At 52.7% G+C, this 23,746-nt stretch carries 14 protein-coding genes; 5 read left to right on the forward strand and 9 right to left on the reverse strand.

Features of this window, described 5'->3' with window-relative positions:
- On the forward strand, window positions 1-451 hold a 451-nt coding region (locus PN477_RS03405), incomplete at its 5' end, for a hypothetical protein (RefSeq protein ID WP_272146982.1).
- Window positions 452-496: 45 nt separating this feature from the next.
- On the opposite strand, the gene PN477_RS03410 is transcribed toward PN477_RS03405, so the two are convergent.
- Together PN477_RS03410 and PN477_RS03415 are read right to left on the reverse strand one after the other, a co-directional pair.
- Window positions 497-1,162 (reverse strand): DUF3120 domain-containing protein, encoded by a 666-nt coding sequence (locus PN477_RS03410; RefSeq protein WP_417158745.1) that lies wholly within the window; start codon window positions 1,160-1,162, stop codon window positions 497-499.
- A gap of 284 nt (window positions 1,163-1,446) precedes the next feature.
- Window positions 1,447-3,594 (reverse strand): polyribonucleotide nucleotidyltransferase, encoded by a 2,148-nt coding sequence (locus PN477_RS03415; RefSeq protein WP_272116706.1) that lies wholly within the window; start codon window positions 3,592-3,594, stop codon window positions 1,447-1,449.
- A gap of 137 nt (window positions 3,595-3,731) precedes the next feature.
- On the opposite strand from PN477_RS03415, the gene PN477_RS03420 reads away from it, so the two are divergent.
- Window positions 3,732-6,923: a DEAD/DEAH box helicase gene (locus tag PN477_RS03420; protein WP_272116708.1), complete on the forward strand. Its 3,192-nt coding sequence runs from the start codon at window positions 3,732-3,734 to the stop codon at window positions 6,921-6,923.
- A gap of 256 nt (window positions 6,924-7,179) precedes the next feature.
- On the opposite strand, the gene PN477_RS03425 is transcribed toward PN477_RS03420, so the two are convergent.
- The 3 genes from PN477_RS03425 to PN477_RS03435 all read right to left on the reverse strand — a co-directional run bounded on the left by PN477_RS03425 (window position 7,180) and on the right by PN477_RS03435 (window position 11,397).
- A complete protein-coding gene (locus PN477_RS03425) occupies window positions 7,180-8,169 on the reverse strand; it encodes a hypothetical protein (RefSeq protein WP_272116710.1) in 990 nt (329 codons plus the stop codon).
- Between the two features lie 29 nt (window positions 8,170-8,198).
- Window positions 8,199-9,119 carry a hypothetical protein gene (locus tag PN477_RS03430; protein ID WP_272146984.1) on the reverse strand — a complete coding sequence of 307 codons (921 nt, stop codon included), beginning with the start codon at window positions 9,117-9,119 and terminating at the stop codon, window positions 8,199-8,201.
- Window positions 9,120-9,195: 76 nt separating this feature from the next.
- On the reverse strand, window positions 9,196-11,397 hold the full coding sequence (locus PN477_RS03435) for a hypothetical protein (RefSeq protein WP_272116714.1): 2,202 nt from the start codon (window positions 11,395-11,397) through the stop codon (window positions 9,196-9,198).
- Between the two features lie 367 nt (window positions 11,398-11,764).
- On the opposite strand from PN477_RS03435, the gene PN477_RS03440 reads away from it, so the two are divergent.
- Together PN477_RS03440 and PN477_RS03445 are read left to right on the forward strand one after the other, a co-directional pair.
- Window positions 11,765-12,283, forward strand: a complete 519-nt coding sequence (locus PN477_RS03440) for a DUF411 domain-containing protein (protein ID WP_272116716.1) — start codon at window positions 11,765-11,767, stop codon at window positions 12,281-12,283.
- Window positions 12,284-12,333: 50 nt separating this feature from the next.
- Window positions 12,334-13,833, forward strand: a complete 1,500-nt coding sequence (locus PN477_RS03445) for a multicopper oxidase family protein (protein ID WP_272116718.1) — start codon at window positions 12,334-12,336, stop codon at window positions 13,831-13,833.
- A gap of 185 nt (window positions 13,834-14,018) precedes the next feature.
- Here PN477_RS03445 and uvrB read toward each other — a convergent pair whose 3' ends face one another.
- Entirely contained in the window at window positions 14,019-16,016 is a 1,998-nt protein-coding gene (gene uvrB, locus PN477_RS03450; RefSeq protein WP_272116720.1) for an excinuclease ABC subunit UvrB, read from the reverse strand.
- Window positions 16,017-16,146: 130 nt separating this feature from the next.
- On the opposite strand from uvrB, the gene PN477_RS03455 reads away from it, so the two are divergent.
- Window positions 16,147-17,472, forward strand: a complete 1,326-nt coding sequence (locus tag PN477_RS03455) for an O-antigen ligase family protein (protein WP_272116722.1) — start codon at window positions 16,147-16,149, stop codon at window positions 17,470-17,472.
- A 6-nt stretch (window positions 17,473-17,478) separates the two neighbouring features.
- Here the strand turns inward: PN477_RS03455 and PN477_RS03460 are convergent, their stop codons facing one another.
- The 3 genes from PN477_RS03460 to PN477_RS03470 form a co-directional block, all read right to left on the reverse strand.
- Window positions 17,479-19,341, reverse strand: a complete 1,863-nt coding sequence (locus PN477_RS03460; protein ID WP_272116724.1) for a leucine-rich repeat domain-containing protein — start codon at window positions 19,339-19,341, stop codon at window positions 17,479-17,481.
- Window positions 19,342-19,527: 186 nt separating this feature from the next.
- Window positions 19,528-21,924, reverse strand: coding sequence for a glycoside hydrolase family 9 protein (locus tag PN477_RS03465; RefSeq protein WP_272116725.1), 2,397 nt, complete (start codon window positions 21,922-21,924; stop codon window positions 19,528-19,530).
- A gap of 36 nt (window positions 21,925-21,960) precedes the next feature.
- Window positions 21,961-23,313, reverse strand: coding sequence for an oligosaccharide flippase family protein (locus PN477_RS03470; protein ID WP_272116726.1), 1,353 nt, complete (start codon window positions 23,311-23,313; stop codon window positions 21,961-21,963).
- Window positions 23,314-23,746 lie beyond the last annotated feature (433 nt).

Here is a 23,746-nt window from a genome sequence, read left to right on the forward strand (position 1 = left end):
CACTAAAATCACCACCACTGGCCTCGGCCCCGTCCAAGTTGGGATGACGATCGCCGCTGCCGAAGCGGCGACCGGCCAAACCTTCACCCAAAGATCCAGCGGCGGCGAGGAATACGGCTGCTTGTACTACACCATTGAGGGGTTTGAGGATGTTTCCGTCATGGTGACAGACGGCACGATCGCACGGGTGGAAGTTCTCGCCGCCGGGATGACAACCCTCAGCGGCGCTCAGGTGGGTGACAGTGCCGAGAGAATTCGCAACCTGTACCCAGGCCAAATTGAAAGCGAACCCCACGAATATGTCCCCAGTGGCGAGTATTTAATTTTTGTCCCCCAAGAGGACGCTAGTCAGGATTACCGGGTCATTTTTGAAACCGATGACACCGGAACCGTCACGATGATTCGGGCCGGTCGCTTACCGGAAGTGGGCTACATCGAAGGGTGTGTTTAATCTGATGGGGAATGCTCAGGTTGGCCAAGGGGCGATCGCGCCATCCTAGAGCACAAAATACACCGAAGCCCAAAACAAGCCATCCACCACGAGGGTACTCAACACCGCGCCACTAAACACCCAGGCGGCGAGGGAGGGGCGTTTCAAGGGCACACAGCCCAACGCCAGCAATAAACCAATCAACAGCAGAGCGCAGCCCAGCCCCCAGGGGGTTTCCATCTTAGCCACGGCTTCACGCAGGATGATCGAAATACTTTCCGGGGGGGCATCGATGGCCTGCCGCCAATAGGGAATCAAGTCGGTGAGGTAGAAATAGCCGTCGGTGATCGCTGTGCCCACCAACGAGCCGAGATAGAAGCTATGGCCAATCTTGCCCCAACCGTGACGAATGCCCCAAATCGCAATCGGAAGCGCGATCGCTTCAATGGGCAGATGCATCAACGGTTCACTGCGCCACCACCCCCAATACAGCGATCCCGCCAGCCAACTCCAACTAAACCCCTGCACGAGATCGCCCCACCACCGTTGCGGATACCGAGCGGATAGCCACCAGGCCAACACCCACAGCCCTCCCGTTAACAACAAACTCAGCACCGGAAACCAACGGACTAAGGGCGCTTGGATAAACACAGGCACCGAAACGAGGAAACAGGCCCAGCCAAAGGCTTGCCAGCGGTTTTGTTTGACGGGGGTGGTGTGAGGCGCATCCAAGTCAACACCAAGAAAGAACCAAGTGAGTTCAAACAACGGTTTAGGGGGGTGTTATAAATCTTTACCTCATTAAGATAGCACGTTTCTTTCGGTGGACTCAAGAGGGGGTATAGAGACAACGCCTGATCTGGTAAGGCATTAGGGGATACCCCCCCAGGGGGGAAGGGTTCAGATTGGCCAGGAGGGGCGATCGCTGCCTCGATCACAAAAAAGCAAGAAGCGATCGCCCCTTGCTTTTTTACTCACATCGGCCATGGTTCAGTCATGCCAACGGATGGGCCGAGTTAGCCCGCCGCTGACCGTGCTTCAGCCGCTTCATCCGGATGAATCCCCAGACGAGTCAGGTTGATCCGGCCCCGCGAGTCAATTTCGCGCACCTTCACCACCACTTCATCGCCCACGGCCACTTCATCTTCCACTTTGCCGACACGATAGTCCGCCAGTTGGGAAATGTGAATCATCCCCTCTTTCCCCGGCAGAATTTCCACAAACGCCCCGATCTGGATAATCCGGGTCACTTTGCCGAAATACACCTCGCCTTCGTGGAGCTTGCGAGTCATCCCCTCAATAATCCGCTTGGCCATCGCTGCGCCTTCGGGATCATTACAGTAGATCGTGACATTGCCATCATCGGCAATATCAATCTTGGCTCCACTTTGTTCCGTGATGCCCTTGATCATCTTGCCCCCTGGCCCAATCACCAACCCGATCAGGTCAGGATCAATCTTGATCGAGAGGAGTCGCGGCGCGTAGGGCGAGAGTTCGGCGCGGGGGGTATCAATCACCGCCAGCATTTTTTCGAGGATATGGAGCCGTCCGGCCTGGGCCTGTTCCACGGCTTGTTTAATCACATCCATGGACAGACCGGTGATTTTCATGTCCATTTGCAGGGCGGTGATCCCGTTCTCCGTCCCGGCGACTTTGAAGTCCATGTCCCCTAGGAAATCTTCAATGCCTTGAATATCCGTCAGGACGCGCACTTCATCCCCTTCTTTGATCAACCCCATCGCTGTCCCGCTGACGGGTTTTGTGATCGGCACACCGGCATCCATCAGAGCGAGCGTCGAGCCACAAACGGAACCCATGGAGGTAGACCCATTGGAAGACAGCACCTCCGAGACGACCCGGAGCACATAGGGGAAATCATCGCGGGAGGGCAAGACCGGCAAAATCGCCCGCTCCGCCAACGCCCCGTGACCCACTTCCCGACGACCGGGCGATCGCATCGGTCGCGTTTCTCCCACGGAATAGGGGGGGAAATTGTAATGGTGGAGGTAATGCTTCTGGGTGTCCGGATGGAGATCGTCCATTTCCTGAGCATCATTGGGCGTGCCCAAGGTCGCCAGGGACAACACCTGCGTTAACCCCCGTTGGAACAGACCCGACCCATGCACCCGGGCGGGCAACACCCCCACTTGGCAACTGATCGGCCGCACTTCATCCAGTTTGCGGCCATCCACCCGTACCCCATCTTTGATGATCTGCTGGCGCATCAGGGTTTTGGTCAGGGCTTTAAACACTTTGCCCACGGCCTTCCCATCGGCTTCGGCGGCAACGCGCACCGGGTCATCTTCGGGCAAGGTGGCGATTTTTTCCACCACTTCGGCGGCTTTAATCGCATCTAAGGCCTCATCCCGTGCGGGTTTGCCGAGATCAAACTGACGCAACACGCCTTCAATCCCTTTGGTGGCCTGTTTTGCGACAAAGTCCGCCAGGGCAGAATCGGTGACGGGGGCTTCAGCTTGGACTAATTCCAGCCCAAGATCCGCCATTAACTCCCGTTGGGCCGCGATCAGATCCTGTACGGCTTCGTAGCCAAATTCGATCGCTTCGATGATGTCCTGTTCTGGCAATTGATTCGCGCCCGCTTCCACCATCACCACGCCGTCCGGGGTTCCGGCCACGACTAAATCTAAATCGCCGTCTTCAATTTCTTTAAACGTCGGGTTAATGATAAAATCATCCCCTACAAGCCCGACTCGCACGGCTGCCATTGGGCCACAAAACGGGATTTGTGCCAAGATGACAGCAACGGATGCACCCGTGACCGCCAAAATATCCGGCGGAACTTGCTCATCCATTGAGAGGGTGGTGGCGACGATTTGAATATCATCTCGGAGCCACTGGGGAAATAGGGGACGCAGCGGACGGTCAATTAAACGGCTCGTCAAGGTTACTTTTTCGGGCGGTCTGCCTTCTCGGCGCAGAAATCCCCCTGGAATCCGACCCGCAGCATAGAGTCTTTCTTCGTAATCAACCAAGAGGGGGAGAAAGTCAATGCCTTCCCGACCGGTAGAGCGTGTTGCGGTGACTAAAACTGCGGTTTCTCCAGATTGAATCAGTACTGAGCCACCAGCCTGCGGAGCAAGTAGTCCAGTCTGGAGCCGAATATCCCGTCCATCGAAGGATATCGACTTGTTAAATTCTTGCATCTTGTGTGCTTGTCCTTTCTTACTTCATATTTCCTTCTTCTGTAGGCAATCCTAGCACTTTAGTCTCGCCCTGAGACAATGGCGCAGGGGTTGGTACTCTTCCGCAATACCTTAGAAAACGACTGGCAACAGCAACGATGGCAATTTTACATGGGAGTTGGATTTGCAAGCCTTCGGAGAGTTATTTCTTTCTATGGGGGGAAACCTGGCGTTTGGCGGCTCCCACGCGGACGGAAGCTCCGGTGGAGGTGGCGACCCATCCGGCGGCAATGTCGGGCCCGAAATTACAGGATTATGTGCGATCGCGCTCCTTTTGGCCCGCTGAGTTAACAACGGATCTGCCGATCTGTCGGGAAATTTTTGCGCTACCGAGTCGAGGCGATCGCCCCTCTGCCCGTCGCCGTTCGCGGTCGGACTCCGCTGAACTGTTGCCGGTGCTGTCGGGAGATGAGCAAGACATTAGCGATATTGGCAAGTTACCCCTGCATTGGTGGCAAGTGGAGGGCGTGAAGCTCCCCGCTGCCGAGGCGGCCCTTTTCCTGCGCCATCTCCCCCTCAACTCGTTTCAGGTGCGCAAAGCCTCGTTGGGGGATGCCTTGCGGTTTTGGTCGCATTTGTACCGCTGGAGTTTGGATTTGTTGGCGCGGGGTAAGGTGTTGCCGGGGGTGTTGGATCAAACAGCGGGATGGTATCCGTTGCTGGATAGTGCGGTGGATCAGGCTCGGTTGACGATGTTTGCGAAGGCGATGCCGGGTCTGTGTCGCGCCTATGCCACGGAGCAAACCCTCTGGGCGAAGCCGAAACGCAAAGACCCTTGGATTGATGCCCAAACGGTGGTGTTGAATTTTTTAAGTTATGTGGCGGATGCCCAGATTCGGCCTTGGGTATCGTTTGCGCCGTCGGGCCAGCGGGAGAGCCTGGCGCAACCCTGGCTCCACGCCTTGGCACAACCGGAACAGGCCAAGGTGGACACCACCCCCGAAGCCCTGCGGCGCTTGGATACGGTGCTGACCACCTGGCGATCGCCCGTGCAAGATGCGATCGCCACCCCCGCCACGGAAAAACTCAGCCAAAATCAATTCCGCCTCTGCCTCGACCTGATTCCCCCCACCCCCGGCGAAATGGCCTGGGGACAGACGGATTGGAAACTGAACTACACCCTTTGCTCGATTCATGCTGTGGACTGTGCGATCGATGCCGAGACGATCTGGAAAAACCCCGTTGATCAGCTTACGGTGCAGGATCAAGTCCTCGAAGATCCCCAAGAAACCCTCCTGCGCGGCCTCGGACTAGCGGCCAAAGTCTACGACCCGATCCGCGCCAGCCTCACCGATGCCAAGCCGGTGCGCTGTTTGCTCAACCCGATTGAAGCCTACGAACTGGTACGGGCGCGGGTGCAGCAACTCCAGGACATGGGGGTGACGGTGCTGCTGCCGCCCGGCCTCGCACCGGGGGCGGGGGAGAAACGCTTGGGGATTAAAATCACCGCCAAAGTGCGCAGTAAGCGCGGCGAGCGCTTGGGGTTAAAAACTGCGTTGATCTACAGTTTGGAATTGGCGATCGGGGAGCAAACCGTGTCCCCGGAAGAGTTTGAGCAATTGCTCGATCAGCGATCGCCCCTCGTGGAAGTGAACGGGGAATGGCTCGCCCTCCAACCGGCGGATGTGCGGGCGGCCCAAGCGATCCTGAGTGTTGATTCCGACACAAATTTAGACCTGACCGTGGAAGATGCCCTGCGGTTTAGTACCGGAGAAGCCCAACTGTTGGCAAAATTGCCCGTGGTCAGTTTTACCGCCACCGGGAAGTTAAAAGAGTTGATCGCGGCGTTGGTGGACAATACCGCGATCGCTCCCCTGCCTCAACCGGAACAATTCAACGGCACACTCCGCCCCTACCAAATTCGCGGCATGACTTGGTTAGCGTTCTTGGAACAATGGAGCTTGGGGGCTTGTTTGGCTGACGATATGGGCTTGGGGAAAACCCTGCAATTGATCGCCTTCGTCCTCCATTTAAAAGAAACCGAAGCCCTCAATCAGCCCACCCTGGTGGTTTGTCCGACCTCAGTGCTGAGCAATTGGGAGCGGGAAATTCAAAAATTTGCCCCCACCCTCTCCACCTGGGTACATCACGGCGAAAAACGTCAAAAAGGGAAGCCCTTCGTCCTCACGGTGCAAAAGAAAGACTTGGTCTTGACCAGTTATTCCCTCGTGTATCGGGATGTGAAAACCCTGGAGCAGGTGAAATGGTCGGGGGTGGTGTTGGATGAGGCGCAAAACGTCAAAAATGCCCAGGCGAAGCAGTCCCAAGCGGTGCGCCACCTGAAGGCGGGTTTCCGCATTGCCTTAACCGGAACCCCGGTAGAAAATCGCCTCACGGAATTGTGGTCAATTCTCGATTTTCTCAATCCGAATTTCCTCGGCGATCAGCAGTTTTTCCAAAAACGGTTTGCCACCCCGATCGAGAAGTATGGCGATCGCAATTCCCTCCAGATTCTCCGCTCTCTGGTGCGACCCTTCATCCTTCGCCGTCTCAAAACCGACAAAACCATCATCCAAGACCTGCCCGAAAAGCAGGAAATGACCGTCTATTGTGGTCTCTCGGCGGAACAGGCTCAACTCTATCAACACCTCGTTGATACCTCGTTAGAAAATATTGAAGCGGCCAAGGGGATTCAGCGTCACGGCTTGATCTTGACGCTGTTAACGCGCCTCAAGCAAGTGTGCAATCACCCCTCGCAATATTTGGGCGAAAAAGGGCTGATCACCGGGATGCGATCGGGGAAACTATTGCGCCTCCATGCGATGTTAGAGGAAGTGGTTGCCGAGGGCGATCGCGCTCTCATCTTCACCCAATTCGCCGAATGGGGCAAACTCCTCCAAGCCTACCTCAGCCGCCATCTTGACACCGAAGTCCTCTTCCTCTACGGTTCCACCCCCCGCGCCCAACGCCAGGAAATGATCGATCGCTTCCAAAGCGACACCAACGGCCCGCAAATCTTCCTGCTTTCCCTCAAAGCCGGGGGGACGGGGTTAAACCTCACCCGCGCCAACCATGTGTTTCACGTTGACCGCTGGTGGAATCCCGCCGTGGAAAACCAAGCCACCGATCGCGCCTTCCGCATCGGTCAGCAGCGCAATGTCCAAGTTCATAAATTCGTCTGCACCGGAACCCTCGAAGAACGGATCAACGACATTATCGAAAGCAAAAAACAACTAGCTGAACAAACCGTCGATGCGGGCGAGCAATGGCTCACCACCCTCGACACCGACCAACTGCGCACCCTCTTAATGCTCGACAGTCAAGCAATCATGGATGCGGAGGAGGGTTAGAGTTGAGGGGGTGCGATCGCGCCCATCCTATGCCGTGGCCGGCAACAAATACAACCCCGGTTTAGCATCGGCGGGGGGCAAGAGTTGAGTGCTGCTTTTGACATTTTGGGCTGCGCACAGGTCAGCTTACATTAATCATCAACCAAATTTTTTGACTTAGGATAAAGATTTTCAACTTCTCGAATTAAATCCCGTAAAATCTGATTGGTTTGTTTGAGTAACTCCTGTTCCTGAAGATTGAGAGTTTTTTTCCCCTCTAGCTCTTTTCGAGATTCCATAAACATGGCGATAACCAATAATTCATTTCTTTCGCTTTGCTGCAAGTTATTGGCTCGTCTTTGAAACTCTCCAAAGTTTCTAAAGTTTCTAATAGCTTCAAATCTGCTGAGTTCTCCAAGGGTGTGATCGAGGAATTCTTCAGTGGTTTTTGCTGGGGGATCAATATCTGCTCTTGGGGCTGATTGGGAGTTTGTTGTTTCGGCTGTGGAATCTGAGGTGTTTTGTTCAGTAAAAGGCTGAGTATCAGCCCTATACACAGTAGTAGAATTCCGCTGATTATGCTGATTTTCGTCGCATTCGTTTCCAGTTCCGGTTTTTTTTTAGTAAAAGCAACCCAATTTTCCGGGTCTACTTGTTTAGATAAAGCTCTCCAGAATGCAATCTCTTTTAAGGATAATTCATTTTTAATGGTTGTCAAGAGCAACAGATTCTCTTTTTGCGGAAATTTTTCCTGCCTTAGATTCTCCGCTAATTCTTTTCTTGATACTTCACTATCACGACAAAATTTACAAGTTTCTTCGCTGGAACCTGATTCACTAATTCTTTTGAAGTCAACTAGTGCTAGTTTATTCAATTTCTCAAAATCAACAGTAAATTCATATTGCCCACCTAGAGATACTACTTGGTCAATATCCTGACTAAATTTTTTTGGGTTTTCTAAGGCTTGAACAAGCAGAGAACAGATTTTTTCTTCTTCCTCACGTTTTGCAATCCACAATACAGAATTACGAATTCTACGCCCCATAAAATCTATACGTTCTTCTGCTTGCATAGCAGTGATAAGTAGAAACAATTTCTGATTTTTCTGTTTCAGAATAATTGAATAAGATTCGCTATCAATTAGGGAATCAAAGTTCACTGATTCTTTGAGCAATTCTTGGGATGGTTCTTCTAGATGTTCATCGTTTTTAAGCCATCGAAAACCATTATCTTGTGAGATACCACGACTCTGAAAGAATATCTTCATAACATTTTAATTCCCCAAAAAATTAATTGTTAAATTAACTGTTGACCCTGCAAAACCTTAAATGCTCCATCTGACTTACAACCTTTTGCAAACTCTGTCACGGATTGTCGGAAAATCTCATCATTTCCAAAAATAGAACGCAAAAAACCAAAGAAACCACGGCTTTTATGCTTGATATGCAATTTAAGTAAAAACCTCAGTAGATAACGTAATGGCTGCTCACTATCTTGAGGACTATACTCAGCATCATGACTCACTTTACGAAAATAGAGATAGGGATCTTTTTTATTCTCTCGATCTCCATATGTCATTTTTGAAAAGACAACACCACCAACAGTTTGAACTGGAGTAATGACAGCAACAACTTTGTTGATAAAAACATCACTTTTTAGGAATTCAATTAATTCAGAATATCCCTCTTCAACTTGCTTTAAAAGCTTCTTAGCTGACCTTGAATCTTGTACATATTTTTCGCATTTGATTGGAGCAAAAATGATCAATCTTGGTGAATCAAGATCTTGATATGTTTGCTTGAATAGCTCCTTGATTAACTGTGGCTTATTTTTATCTCCGTGATACTTACCATTTTGCTCCATTAAGTAAGGTGTATCAATGGCGATTAATACAGCAACAGAGTTCACAAGAAGACCCTTAATACGTTCTTTCTCTTGAGGAGTGCCTGTTGTATGTGTCTCTCCAGGATAATCAACAAAGTTGATTTTTAACACAGGAGGCTTTCCTCTTTTTCCCAAATCAAAAGAGAAGTGACGAAGTAATGCAAGATCAGAACTACTGCTGCTTTTAATGCCCACAGTACTACATCTAGCTTCAAAAACATCAAGTAAGCATTTTAACTCGTTGAGTCGGCTTTGAAGTCTGCTAGCACTGTCATTATCTGGAGTCAATTGCAGATCTGTAGTACCAATTGTTTTTTCAAACTGATCATACATCGCTGTTAGTAGAGTAGTTTTTCCAACTCCGGATGGGCCTAGCATTGTGACTTGTAACTCGTGCATTATCTTTTACTTAGTTCAAAAGTTTTAATTGACTTAATTCATTGGCCTCTGTAACTTTCTGCACAGAGTCTAACCACTTTCGACGCATTTGGGTTTGCTCTCCCAATGCTTCAAACTCCTCTGGCCAAACCTCCGAACGCACTCCTTCTAAAAACACACGCCACTCATTTTTTGCAGATTTTGCCCGTAAGACGCGATCTACAAACTCCTCAACAATAGCAAATGCTGCTTGATTTGGCTCTGCCAGGAGATCATTAAGAACAGCATCACATTTATAAATCGCTTCAGCTTGCAACGAACGTAAACATTCCTCTACATCTGAGGCGGATGGATTGGGTGAGAGTCGGAGAGTCGTTTTATTGGGTGTAAGATCATCTAAATGCTGACGAATTCGATGTTGTATCAATCCCCGATAATGTAGATTAAACGAAACAAGAATATTAAAACCATACTTGATCTCACTCGGTTGATTCAACATCTCATCAGGAATCATTGCTGCTATTTCTGCAAGAAAAATACTACCTCTTGACTGACTCAAACGACCTAACCCACTACAAATCAAGACTTCCGTTACTTCAGTCTTTACTCGTTCTAAGCTTTCTTGTAATCCTTCATCAAGCATTAAGAACTGCTTCGAGAAGTGAGAGCGGACTTCATTCAACAATTTATCATAGGCAGCCCCTAAACCTCCCTCTGCATATCCACGCTTCTCAATCTCTTCTTCAGAAGGAATTCCTGGATCTTCTTCACAGGATTGAATAACCTTATTAACTTCCCTTTGGAAATCTTCATTGGGCATATTTCTTAAATTAGAAAGCTCTTGTAATCTCCTTTCTAAACCCGTAGTTAAATCCTCCTGCCATAATTTATCGAATAGGCTGATGAAGAGGGAATACCAATCACTTTTAGGTGTAACACTACCTAAGACAGAACGCGCTTTTTCAAGCTCAATATTCACTCGTTCATGAATCTGCAAAATTCGATCCTGTTGTAATTGTGAATATTCTTGATCTAACCCTTGAATATGTTTCGTTAGATACTCTAAGACACGATCTAAAACTTGAGAATTAGCATCATCTGAATTTGCACAGTTAGCAGTAATACAGTCTGCAACACGGATATTTTTATCATGGCGAGAGTTCGCTAAATCTCGGCAGTAGATACCATTATCGCCAATCGGAGACTCAGGCAGAGATCTATTCAGAACTAAAAAAGACCATTTTTCTAGTGGAATCTCAGTCAAAGCCGATTTTGCAATGTCATAGAGTTCTACGTCTACATCAGACCAAAACTCTCGTGGTGGCCTCGGCAAACGAATAAATAACACGAGATCAACATCTTGACTTAGAATTTTAATCAGCCTTTCATCATCACCTAAACCTGTGTCTCCTAGCCCTGGCATATCAATTAGAGCTACCTGACCAACATCCGAGTTAGGAAATGAGCAAAAAATCTTGGCTTCCTTAACAGCAAGGTATTTAAAGTAAACTTGTTCTCCTGATTGGTTATCTTGTGCTACATACTCACGAATTTCCTGTCGATTAATGCGCTTAGGTGTTATGTGACCAATAAAAGGCCGATATTCATCGAAGTGTTCATGATACTTGTGGAGATGTTTATACATAGCCCCCTCGACAGCCTTTCTTGATAGTTCCTCAGATAAAGTAGGTAAAGGCTTGCGCTTAAATTCATCAAGACTAAATGGCTTTACTCCTAGACTTAGCTTTTGATAGTAGGGTGAAATAACTGCATCGAGAAATTCACGCTCAGAATAAAACAATACTTCACCATAAGTTTCAACATTCGAGCTATGACAAATGGTGCTTTGCACCCCAGTACAGTGAGAGCGATCACCTGTCGGAATTTCTACAGCGCTTAATCCTGATAAGCTTTGTAGCAATCGACTTTTCCCTTGCCCCGCTCGTCCAATGACTCCAATATTAAGAGTATTGCGCAGAAATCTCGTTTTGAGTTTGCTGAGATTGCCAAACTCACTTTCAATGCTATTAATTATGCTGCGAACATTAATCGTTTGTAGCTTTCCTAATATTTCACCTTCAACTTTGGGTAATAGGTACTGTTGGCAAGCTTCAAGTTGCTCTAGCTTGTCAAGTAAGGTTCGTAGACTTTTTTCGGAGCGTTCGATGCTGTTGGCTAGTGGGCGACGTTGCTCTATGATTTTTGAAATTTTCAACTGACGATGAGTATTCATAATGACTTTACAAGCGTTAACAATCCAGATTGAAACGTTGGGCACGATCGCACCCTTCCCCAGACTTTAAAATCAGACCCAAAAACTGATAAAAATGGCCTCCGTTGACGGATAGAGGAAAAAACACCTGATGGCAGTGTATCAGGTGTGTTGAGGGGTGATGCTAAACGTGAAAAAAACTTAACTGGGCAGAGCCACAGCAATAGATGCAGAAATAGACGGTTGAGGGGATAGAAATACAGGGCAACGGATCTCACCGGATTCTCTCGGCCCCTTGACCCTCCACTAGACTAGAGGGTTTATGATCTGAATCATCATTCAAGATTCAGTTTCTGTTGTTCTGCCGCTCGTTTCGGAACCTACGCCCATGATTCACACGTTCACCACTGCGACCACCCGACTGTTGATCGGTTGGGTTGTGATTGGCAGTCTGGGGTTAACCGCCTGCACCAATCCTGCGACCCTCTCCGATGCTGCCAGTTCCACCGCCAGAGCACCGGAAAATGTGACCGTTGTTTCGTATCGGAGTCCGACCTGTGGATGTTGCGGTGCTTGGGTGGAGCATATGCGATCGCGCGGCTTCGATGTGGAAGATAACATCACGGAGGATATGGACGCGATCAAGGCACAGTATGGCGTTCCGGAGGATTTACTGTCCTGTCATACTGCGATCGCGGCTGGTTACGTGATCGAAGGTCACACCCCCGCCGAGGATGTGATCCGCCTCTTGGCTGAACGTCCCGACATCACCGGCATTGCAACCCCTGGGATGCCCCTCGGTTCTCCGGGCATGGAAGTGGGGGATATGCGCGAACCCTATGCGGTGTATGGGTTTAGCGACGATGCAGAACCCACGGTTTTCGCCGAACATCAACAGGATTCCTAGGGGCAAAGCATTTACCCCTGACATTTGGATCTGATTAGGAAGGAGCAGCAATGCAACGACGACAATTTTTTACCCTCAGCGGCAGCGCCCTTGGTGCGGTGCTCTTAAGCCAATGTGCGCGATCGCGCCCCACCTCCAGCCCCTCTAATTCCGTCAACGCCCTGCCGGTAACCTTACCCGACTCGCCCCCAGTCTTCACCAGCCAAAACGGACGGTTAGCCGTTGATCTCAGTGCCGAACCCGGCACGCTCAACACCGGGAATCAAGCCCTGGCGATCTGGGGATATAACGGACAAAGTCCGGGGCCACGGTTAGAAGTGAAGCCCGGCGATCGCGTTCAACTCACCTTCACCAACCGCTTACCCGCCCCCACCAACCTCCATTTTCACGGTCTGCACATTCCCCCCACCGGAAGCGGTGATAACGTCTTTCGGCAGATCGAACCCGGCGACACCTTCACCTATGATTTTGAAATTCCGGCGGATCACCCCGCTACCCTGGCCTATTACCATCCCCATTTGCATGGCCATGTGGCGCAGCAAATTTTTGCCGGGCTGGGGGGGTTAATCGTTGTGCGGGGCGATCTCGATGACCTCTTGCAGCAGAACGGTGTAGACATCCCGGAACAATTTCTGGTGTTAAAAGATTTTGATCCGGCGGGTATTGAGGATGGGGAACGTTTTGCCCAGCCCCATCATGGTGCGCAAATGATTGGCCGAGAAGGGGCGATCGATACGGTTAACGGTCATGTTCAGCCCCAACTGGCGATCGCGCCCCAAGGCTGGCTCCGTCTCCGGATCGTCAACGCCGCCACCTCCAAGTTTTACAACCTACGCCTAGAGGATCATCCCTTCCATCTGATCGCCACTGACGGCGGCTCCCTGGCCCAACCCCAGACCCTCGATCGGCTCTTACTGGCCCCCGGTGAGCGGGCGGATCTGTTGATCCAAGGCGATCGCGATCGCACCACCTACTCCCTAATCAACGAACCCTACCAACGCACGGCGGGCGGGATGGGCATGGGTATGGGCATGGGTAGGGGTATGGGCATGATGGGACGCAGATCCGATCCCAACACCCCCACCGTCCTCGCCACCCTCACCTACACCGACACATCCCCCACCCCCTTCACCCTCCCCCCCGCCCTAATCCCCGTTGACTCCTTGCCGCAACCGAGCCAAACCCGCGAATTTCGCCTCCATCACGGCATGAATCCCGGTCACGGCATGGCATTTTTAATCAATGGCCAAGCCTTCCAAGGGGATACCGTCCACACCACCGTTACCGTCGGCACAACGGAAGATTGGCTAATCCAAAACATCGACATCATGGATCATCCCTTCCACCTCCACACCAACCGCTTCCAAGTGATCGAACGCAACGGCCAGCCCCTCACCCCTCCCGCTTGGAAGGATACGGTTCTCGTTGCGGCAGGGGATACCGTCCGGATTCGGATTCCGTTTCGCACCTATCAAGGTCGTACCGTTTACCATTGCCACATTTTGGATCATGAAGAACTGGGCATGATGGGCGTGGTGGAAATGGTGTAGCGGCTTGTCCAACGGCTAGGGACTGGGCGCGATCCCATCGTACCTAGTGCAGAGTCAAGACATAATATTCGGATTGTATTGAATGTCCAACACTCAACGTGACGGTGCGTTACGCTTCGCTAACAGCACCCTACAAACATCCTAATTCTTGGCATTGACGCTGCACTAGTCCCTAACAGAGACCGTCAACGCCCCAGGAGGCGATCGCGCAGGGCTTTAATTTGATCTCGATATTTCGCCGCTGCTTCAAACTCCATCGCCTTGGCCGCGTCTTGCATCTGGGCTTCGAGTTGTTGGATCACCTCTGGGAGTTGTTCGAGGCTGATTTCGTCCTGGGCGTTGTAGACTTGGGCGAGTTCCTGGGCGTTGAGGCGGCGGGAAATGTTGAGGAAATTTAGGATTGAATTGGTTTGGGATTTTTTGGCGATCGGTTGGGGGGTGATGTTGTGTTTTGCGTTGTAGGCCTGTTGGATGGCGCGGCGGCGGTTGGTTTCGGAAATGGCGCGTTCCATGCTGCCGGTCATATTGTCGGCGTAGAGAATCGCTTGGCCGCGAATGTGACGGGCGGCGCGGCCGATGGTTTGAATTAGCGATCGCTCTGCCCGCAAAAACCCTTCCTTATCCGCATCCATAATCGCCACCAGGGACACCTCCGGCAAATCCAACCCCTCCCGCAACAGGTTCACCCCGATCAACACATCAAATTCCCCATCCCGCAACCCTTGCAAAATCTCGATCCGTTCAATGGACTGAATTTCCGAATGGAGATAGCGCACCCGGATCGATCGCTCTTGAAAATACTCCGTTAAATCCTCCGCCATCCGTTTCGTCAGGGTGGTAATCAAAACCCGCTCCTGACGATCGACGCGATCGCAAATCTCACCCAGCAGATCATCCACCTGGCCCACCGTCGGCCGCACGAAAATTTCCGGATCAATCACCCCCGTCGGCCGGATAATCTGCTCCGCGATCCGCCCCTCACATTGCTCTAGCTCCCAATCCCCCGGCGTGGCCGACACAAACACACATTGCCGCACCTTCTGCCAAAATTCATCCGCCTTCAGGGGGCGATTGTCCGCCGCACTGGGGAGCCGAAACCCGTGGTCAATCAGCACCTTTTTCCGCGCTTGGTCGCCGTTATACATCCCCCGCAACTGCGGAACCGTCACATGGGATTCATCAATCATCAACAGCCAATCATCGGGAAAATAATCGATCAAACATTCCGGCGGATCGCCCGGATTCCGTCCGGCCAGGTGGCGCGAATAGTTTTCCACCCCATTGCAGTAGCCCACTTCCCGCAACAGTTCCAAGTCGTAATTTGTCCGCTGTTTGAGGCGTTGGGCTTCGAGGAGTTTATCGGCAGCCGTGAGGTGATCCAGTTGGGCGGCGAGTTCGGTTTCAATATCGTGGCAAGCCCGTTCGATCGCCTCCGTGGGGGTGACGAAGTGCCGCGCTGGGTAGATATTCACCCCCGATAGACTTTGCAGCACTTCCCCCGAAACCGGGTCAAGATACCGAATGCTATCCACCTCATCCCCGAAAAATTCAAGGCGAATGATCCGGTCTTCATAGGCGGGGACGATTTCCAACACATCCCCCCGGAGGCGAAAGTTACTGCGTTTCAGTTCCACATCGTTGCGGGTATATTGCACCGTCACCAAGGCCCGCAACAGTTGGCGCGGGTCGAATTCTTCCCCCACTCGCAGGGGGATCGAGGCTTTCAGGTATTCAGCAGGCATCCCCAACCCATAGATGCAACTAATCGAGGCGACCACAATCACATCGCGCCGTTCAAAGAGCGATCGCGTCGCCGAGTGGCGCAACATATCAATTTCTTCATTAATCGAGGCGCTTTTTTCAATGTAGGTATCACTGACCGGAATATAGGCTTCGGGCTGGTAATAGTCGTAGTAGCTGATGAAATATTCCACCGCGTGATCGGGAAAAAATTGCCGCAGTTCGTTGCACAGTTGCGCCGCCAGGGTTTTGTTATGGGCCAGTACCAAGGTGGGGCGGCCGAGATTGGCGATCACATGGGCCATGGTCAGGGTTTTGCCGGTTCCCGTCGCGCCCAAGAGGGTTTGGAGGCGATGCCCCTGGGTCAGCGAGGCGGTGAGTTCAGCGATCGCCCTCGGTTGGTCTCCCGTCGGTTCAAAGGGTGCATTTAGTTGAAAACCCATGGCCACAGTCTCAATCTGTTGCTCGCATTCTAACGCTTTGATGCGATCGCCCTCCCCCCTCCCTACCAGCCCCGATCGAACAGGTTAGAATCGGACAAACTTTCTCCTGATCCCTTCCCCTCATTGTCATATGTTGCGCATTTCCTTGACCCGTGAGAAAGCGATCGAAATTGCAGAAATTACCTTTGCGATCGTCGGGATTTTATTTTTTACCCGCAGCCTCAAAGCCGTCATCGGTGGCAGCTTAGATAGTCTCGTGCGCTATGGGGTCTTCATGATGTCCATGATCATGCTAACGCTGCGCTGGCAACTCACCCTCTACGTCCTCAGTGGCGATCTCGCGCTCCTGGCCCTCAATGCCCTCTCCTTTTGTTCCTTTAGCTGGTCAGAAATGCCCGGAACCACCAACGTCCAGGTGCGCGAAATCCTCTACATGATGTCCTTCGCCCTCTATATTGCAGGCCGCTTCCCCCTGCGCAAACAGGTCATTCTCCTGTCCTGGGGCCTCGAAGTAGCCGCCCTCCTCAGCACGATTTGGGCCTTTACCATGCCCGCCGGGATGCACCGCAACGATAAATTTGCCGGGGCCTGGAAAGGCATCTATCCCCAAAAAAACGAGTTATCGACAATGATGACCCTGAGCGCGGCGGCCCATTTACCCTTACTCTTTGACCCCACCTATAACCGCATTTGGGCCGCTGCTGGCTTAGGCCTGTCCCTCTTCGTCACCTTGATGACCACCTCAAAATCCGGGCTGATTATTTTCTTTGTCTTGGTGATTGCTCTGTTTTTGTTACGGACGTTGCGATGGCGTAATTTAGTCATGGTGATGATTTTTTCGGTACTCTTTGGGCTTGCTGTACCAGGCTTAACCGTATTTTTTAGTAACTGGGATGCAATTATGATCGGGTTAGGGCGTGACCCTACCCTCACGGGCCGCACAGATATTTGGGGCTATTCCTTTATGCGCTTGGCCCAACGGCCCTGGCTGGGCTATGCACGGGGCGTATTTTGGGATAAAAAATCCATCTACCCAGGCGAAGCAGGGATCGCGGTGGTGGGTGTGCCGCCGATAAATCTACTCTCTGGAACCTATGCGCCGCCCCATGCCCACAATGGCGTGGTGGATCTGCTCTTGGAGGTGGGGGTAGTGGGGCTGATCTTTTTTGTGATTAGTCTGGGGGTGTTTTTAATGCGGGCGATCAAGCGGATTTATGTGACCAATACCCCGGAGGATTTTGGCCCGTTGGTGTTTTTTACGTTTTTCTTCATGTACAACATCACCGAAAGCCTGCTGATGCGGGGGGAAAATATTTTTTGGGTGTATTACATGGTGTTTGCCTATTCGATTCGCCTTGGGGGACAGGAGATTATTGATGAGCCAACGTTAATCCCCCGGAAAACGCCGGAGATGGTTGCGGCTGCGCGCGATCGCGCCTCATCTCCCCCATCCTAGCCCCCCTCAAAACTGGCAAATCGTCTCAGGAACCACAGGACACACCGGATCAGCCACCGGATTAGCCCGCACCGTCAATTCATCGAGGCGCGTCAGGGAACTCAGGGACTGAAGATCGGTAATTTGATTTTCGTCTAGATACAGCGACTCCAAATTCACCAATGACCCCAAGGGACTAACATCGCGCAGATCATTGTTGACCAGCGAAAGCTGATAAAGCTGAGTTAACCCAGCCAAGGGGCGCACATCCTCGATGCGATTGAAAGCAAGGGATAGCTCATTGAGGGTTTGCACTGTGGCGAGGGGGCTAATATCCTCAAGTTGATTATCAAAAAGATTAAGGATATGTAGATTCGGTAGGGCGGCGAGGGGACGGAGATCGCGGATTTGGTTACTGCCCAGATCAAGATCATGCAAGGTGCTGAGCTTGGCCAAGGGCGACAGATCTGTAATCTGATTCGCGCTTAGATCCAACTCCATCAACTCTGGAAACTGGCTCAGGGGGGTTAAATCAGTGATGCCATTACCCCGCAGTTTTAAGCGATACAGGGGGGCGACTGGCAGTTGGCGGAGATCGGTGAGGGGGGTAAAACTGAGGTCGAGGCTCAGGGGGGTGAGGTGGGCAAGGGGGCTGAATTCGCTGATCGGATTGCCTGCTAGATTCACCGTGTTGAGGGCGAATAGTGAGGCGAGGGGTTGAATATCTGTAATGTAATTTTGGGCGAGATCGAGCAGTTGCAAGCTGTCCATGGATGCTAGCGGGGTGAGGTCGCTGACGTGATTGCCCTGTACGGAGAGGTCGGAAAGATTGGAGAGGGCTTGGAGGGGGCTGAGATCGGTGATGGCATTCGTCCCCGCAAGGGTCTGGGTTTTGAGGCCGTCATGGTAGCTAATGTGGGCGGTGTTGTTGAGGGAGAGCGTCTGGAGGTTGGGCAAGAGGGCGAGGGGGGTGATGTCTTGGATCGCGTTGGCATCAAGTCTGAGCCACCGTAGGCTTGGTTGGGTCTGGAGGGGGGTGAGATTTTCGATGGCGTTACCTCGGAGGCTGAGGGTTGTCAGGTGGGGTAATCCGGAGAGGTCGGGGAGGGTAACGATCGCATTATCATCGGCGGAAATCAACGTTAAGGACGCGATCGCCCCCAAGGCACTCCAGTCAGCAATCCGATTACCATCCAAATTCACAACGGTGAGCGGTAGGGATTGCAAGGGGGATACATCGTCGATCTGATTGTCTCGCAGGAACAGTTCAGCCAGGGTGGGCAATGCAGCCAGAGGGGTCAGATCTTGAATCTGATTGCCCTCGGCCTGAAGGGTGTAAAGCCGGGACATGGCCCGGAGTGGGGTTAAGTCGGCGATTTGGTCATTATCATCCACACTGAGCCAGGTTAACTGGGTTAAACCCGCTAAGGGGCGCAGGTCTTGGATTTGGTTGCCGGTTAGGGTCAAGGATTGCAAGTGGGTCATGCCGTGGAGCGGCGACAAATCCGCGATCGCATTATTGCCAACGTTGAGCGTGATCAACTGGTGCAGCGTCGTCAGGGGACTAAGATCCTCAATTCTGTTCCCGATCAACGTCAACATCTCCAAATGCGTCAACGTGGCAATGGGTCGCAGATCCCGCACCGCCGCAAAGCTGACCTCCAGAGACCGATGCGCCAACAATTCCGCCTCGGCCTCCTGACAGGTTTCCACCTCAATCCACGCCATCACCGCCTGCACCGTCTTACGAGCCTCCGGGTGAATTTCCCCTTGCTGCTCACACCACTCTAAAAACGTTGGGTAATTCTCTGCTGCGCTGGCTGGGACGGGTTGCAGCCCCACAACAAGCATGGCCCCTAACATGAAACGCAAAGCAATCAACTTCAGCATGGGCGATCGTCATCCTTAAATTTTTAGATTTTCTGATGAAAAGGAATGAACTGCGGCAATCCGGTCAATGGGTCGCTGGGGTATTTGGGAGCGTGACGGGCATCCAAGCGGCCCACGCGATCCACCCCGGCTAGTCCTGAGCATGCTCCAAAACTATCCGCAAGGGGTTGGATCAGAATTGCTGTCCTAGCCGGGGGGATCGGTGGCGGCCAGGTAGCCCCAAGCGTAGGTGGTGGGGCCCATGGACTGCATGACGGTGAATTCTGTGACGGCGGGAAAGAGAAAAATATCAAAGTAGGCCTCGGTGGTGGGCCATTGGCTGGGGTCGGGGAAGGTGACGGGGCGGAGGCGGTCGAATGTCCAGTAATGGCTGTATTTGACCACATCGAGGGGGCCGTAGACGGGGATGCCGGGGGGTGGGGCTTGGGCTTGGATGCGGGCATCAATGATCAGGGGGTTTTGGGGGGGGTGATGACCGAGGCCGGTGATGGTGGTCATGTTGTCGGGGTTGGCTCCGAGGGCGAATTGACTGACGGCGATCGCACCTCGATAATACTGCGCTTGACCCGTTAACACATGGGCCCGAATCAGGGCGATCGCTTTCGGAGCGCCAAAACTACTGCCCCAGCCGATGGGCTGATAGGGATCATCCTTCGCCCAGCCCAAGCCCGTTTGTTGGGAAAAGGCCAGGACGATATCCGCTTCTTTAATTAGTGCTCGGCGGGCCTGGCGTTGAACGCGGGAGTCAACGGAGCGATCGCGCAAACGGGCATAGACAAAGGCCGCATCCCGTTGATGATGCCTAGCCCATTGCATGGTTGGCGCGTCGGGATCATCAAATACCGTGGTTTGCAGAAACAGATCATGCCAGCGGGATTCTCCGGTGAGGCGGTAGAGTTCGACGGCGGCGAGGTTGCGGGCATCGTTGACCGCGTGGGGGAGGGGGTTTAAGCCGTGGGCGGCGGCGGGATCGGTGCGGGCGGCTTCGGCGTAGGTCATGGCAGCGATCGCACTGCGGCCATAGGTTTGGGCCAAGTCAGGGGCGCGATCCTTCAGGATCGTCGCGATCTGAGCCGCCCCGCCCGCATAGACATAACTCGACCACAGATCCGGCCCATACACATAGGTCGGCAGGGTATTCTGCCAACTGGCTTCACCGCGATGGGGATGGGAACTCGATTCAATCCCACCACGCACGCCCCCATTGGGCAGTTGTAAGCGGCGGAAAAAGTCCAGATTCCACAGGGCTTCATTCACCAAGTCGGGCAGGCCGGGGTAGTCCTGGGGAATGTTCAATCCCAATTGGGTAATGCGGGGCGCAATTTCGACGAGTTCCAACTGTAGGCGGGTGGCTTCGAGGTGCTGAATCCGCCGATCCCAATCCCCCGCATCAAAATACCCCCCCCAAGCTTCCGGCACGGGGGTTTTGCTGGTTTCGGCTTGCAGCGCGTCAAACACACTTTCCTCTCCGATACCCATGGTGGTTTCCATCAGGGTGGTGCGGGCTTGGTAGATGGGGGTGTCGTCGGGGTGGAAGGGGCGGGGGCGTGTCCAGTCGGTGTAGGGCTGGGTGAGGGGGATGCCGCTGCGTTGATGGTAAAAACCACGGGCTACGGTGCGGTAGGCCGTTTTCCAAATGTCAGGGGCGATCGCAAAGGGCAAGGAACAGCCCACCGTTGCCACACAGAGACGATAGCAGCCGGGGCGGCGCAGGTCACTAAAATCGAGGCTGTAAACGTTCGTGAGGGTATAGTTGCGATCGCGGGGATCTTCGGATTCCGTCGCGCCTTTGGTTAATTGCGCCTGGCCGGTGAATTGGATGCGATCGCTCCCCTGATCAATCACCGAAAACCCTAAGCCATCGGGATAGTCCCACGGGCCGCCATTACCCACCCACAACGACAAAAACCCCACCTTCACCGGATCATCGGGGCGAAACCCCAACTGCGACACATGCACCGCCTCGCTCCATTGCCGTTGGGGATTGTAGCGGAACGTGACCGCAGATAAGGCCAGCGGCGATCGCTCAAAGGACAGGGTATAGGTTTTGCCAACGCTTAACGGCTGGGAAAAGCGGAGATAGAGCCGATGGCGCACGGGCCAATCCAGTTCGCCCCGGCTGAGTTGGGCCATGTCCGTCGGCTTGCTTTTGCGAAAGACGGCCCCCGGTTGGCGGGCTTGGCGATAGTTCGGATCATTTTCGGAGGCGAGGCGATAGTGATTGCTTTGGTCGGCCCAGTTGGGGTCAAGGCGATCGCCCTCGTAGCGATCAAAGCCATAGAGGAGATCGTGATTGGGGCCGACGAGGTTACCGATGAGGGTTTGATTGCGCCGCACCCAGGGCTGATCATCCCGTTCCACGATGCGATCGCCCGGTTCCGCTTGGTAGGGTGTTTGCTGGGCGTGAACCACAGCACCGAGGTTAAACTCCACCGCCACCAGCGTCGCATCCACCGGATACACCTGAATCGGGGCGGTCGGAGTAGACATCGATGCCACACTCCAGAGCCAGCCCCCCCGCCAGATCAAGGCCATCAGGAGAACTGCGATCGCGACACCACTCCACCGATATCCCTTGATCACGCTTGTCTCCTCCGCCGTCTAAGCTTGGGCCCTAGCTTAATAATAGGTTTCAAACATTAGATCGAGGGGCATTCCCCAATCCGCCCCATGGCGCAGCGCCAACAGCACCCCCAACATCCCCACACAAAACACCGTACTCAGAAAATCTTGGCGCAAACAGAGCATTTGCTCTTGCTTCAAGCCATACAACGACACCAGATAGGGGAAAAAATCACTCAAGGAAATAATCGCGATCGCCCAGGGCAACCCCCCCCAGCTATAGGCCAACGGCACACCCACCGCCATCACCAACAAACTCGCAAAATTGCTGTAGGCGTTGTACACCGGCTTGCCCACCGCCAACAACGCCGGGCTATGGGTATAAAACAGCACCGCAAACCAGATCCCCACCGACAAAACCGGCAACATCCAGGCCGCCTGATCGTAGCGATCGTCATAGAGCGCCAAAATCACCAAATCCCCAAACGCCATAAAAATCGCCACCCCTAGCCCAGACCCTAACAACAACGGCCACCGCTGTCGCTGAATTTTGCGCACCAGTTGCGCTCTGGGGAGTTCGTTATTTTGGGAAATGGCCGGGAAGATGACCTTCGTGCTGAGGCGTTTTAAAAGTTTGCGGGGAATATTCGCCATCGTGTAGGCGATCGTATACACCCCCAACACAGAAAACGGCAGCAACTTCGCCAAAATGAGGCGATCGGACTGCTCGGCCAAAAACATCATGATTGCCGCCACAAAAATCCACCGCCCAAAGGAGGCCAATTCCTCTAAGGATTCCCGGTCAAGCTGCCAACGCGGTAACGGCTCTTTAAAAAAGAGATAACTACCAATGGTTTTACACAGCGTTCCCGCTAACCCCCCTAGGGCCAGGGCCCAAATGCTCGGACTCAGCCACGCCCAAGTAATCATCACCGCTAGCCCAAACACATTCGCCCCCAGTTCAAGCATCGTCAGTTTCCCCACCTCCAAACGACGATTGAGCGTGAAAAATGCATTGGAGCGAACACCATCCAAGACAGTCGTGAACCCGACTAGGGGCAGGAGAGGGAGCAAGTTAGGATCACCATAAAAGTTAGCGGCGGGAACCGTTAGGGCGAGGCAAACCCCCCATAAAATTAGCCCCCGAATCACCTGCACTGTCCAAGCGGTGTTTAAAAAGGTGCGGTCTTCTCCCCGTGGACTCTGGACGACGCTTTGATTCACGCCCACATCGGAAAAGAGTTCCAAGCCCATGCGGAGGGTGGTGGCGAGGGCCATCAGCCCAAAGAATTCCGGGACGAGCAGACGGGTGAGGATGAGGTTATTGACGAAGCGGAGCATTTGCTGTGCTCCGTAGCCAAATAAGACCCAGGTTGCACCGCGAACGGCGCGTTTTTTAATCGAAGCCATAATTTTAGGGGGGAAGGGAAAAAGCCGCAGAATGAATCCAGGGGTGGACAACCCTGTCATCGTTCCATGCTAGTGAATCAAGGTTACTGGTGCTGAGAATTGCGATCGCACTGTTTGCCTGTTCTGAGGTTAAATCACTGAATCCGTTGAGTTTGGCAGCCAGGGGGATTCTTTTTGAGTGCATCTCAGTTATACAATCCCTCACCCAACCCTCTCCCCCAGGAGCTACTGCTTATACATAACGTTCCAATGTTGGCCTCGTCTGCGTTTGATCCCCCTAAATCCCCCTTTTTAAGGGTAGGGCTGATTCCTTGTGATGAGAGAAAAATGATAATGAGGATATCTCTAGTATTTTCTTGGGATATCCTCATGGAACTACCCTTACTCTCCTGCCTCGAATCTGTCCCTGACTTTCGTCACCTACGAGGCTTAC

It is taken from the genome of Spirulina subsalsa CS-330, assembly GCF_028330765.1.
Classification (GTDB): domain Bacteria; phylum Cyanobacteriota; class Cyanobacteriia; order Cyanobacteriales; family Spirulinaceae; genus Spirulina; species Spirulina subsalsa_A.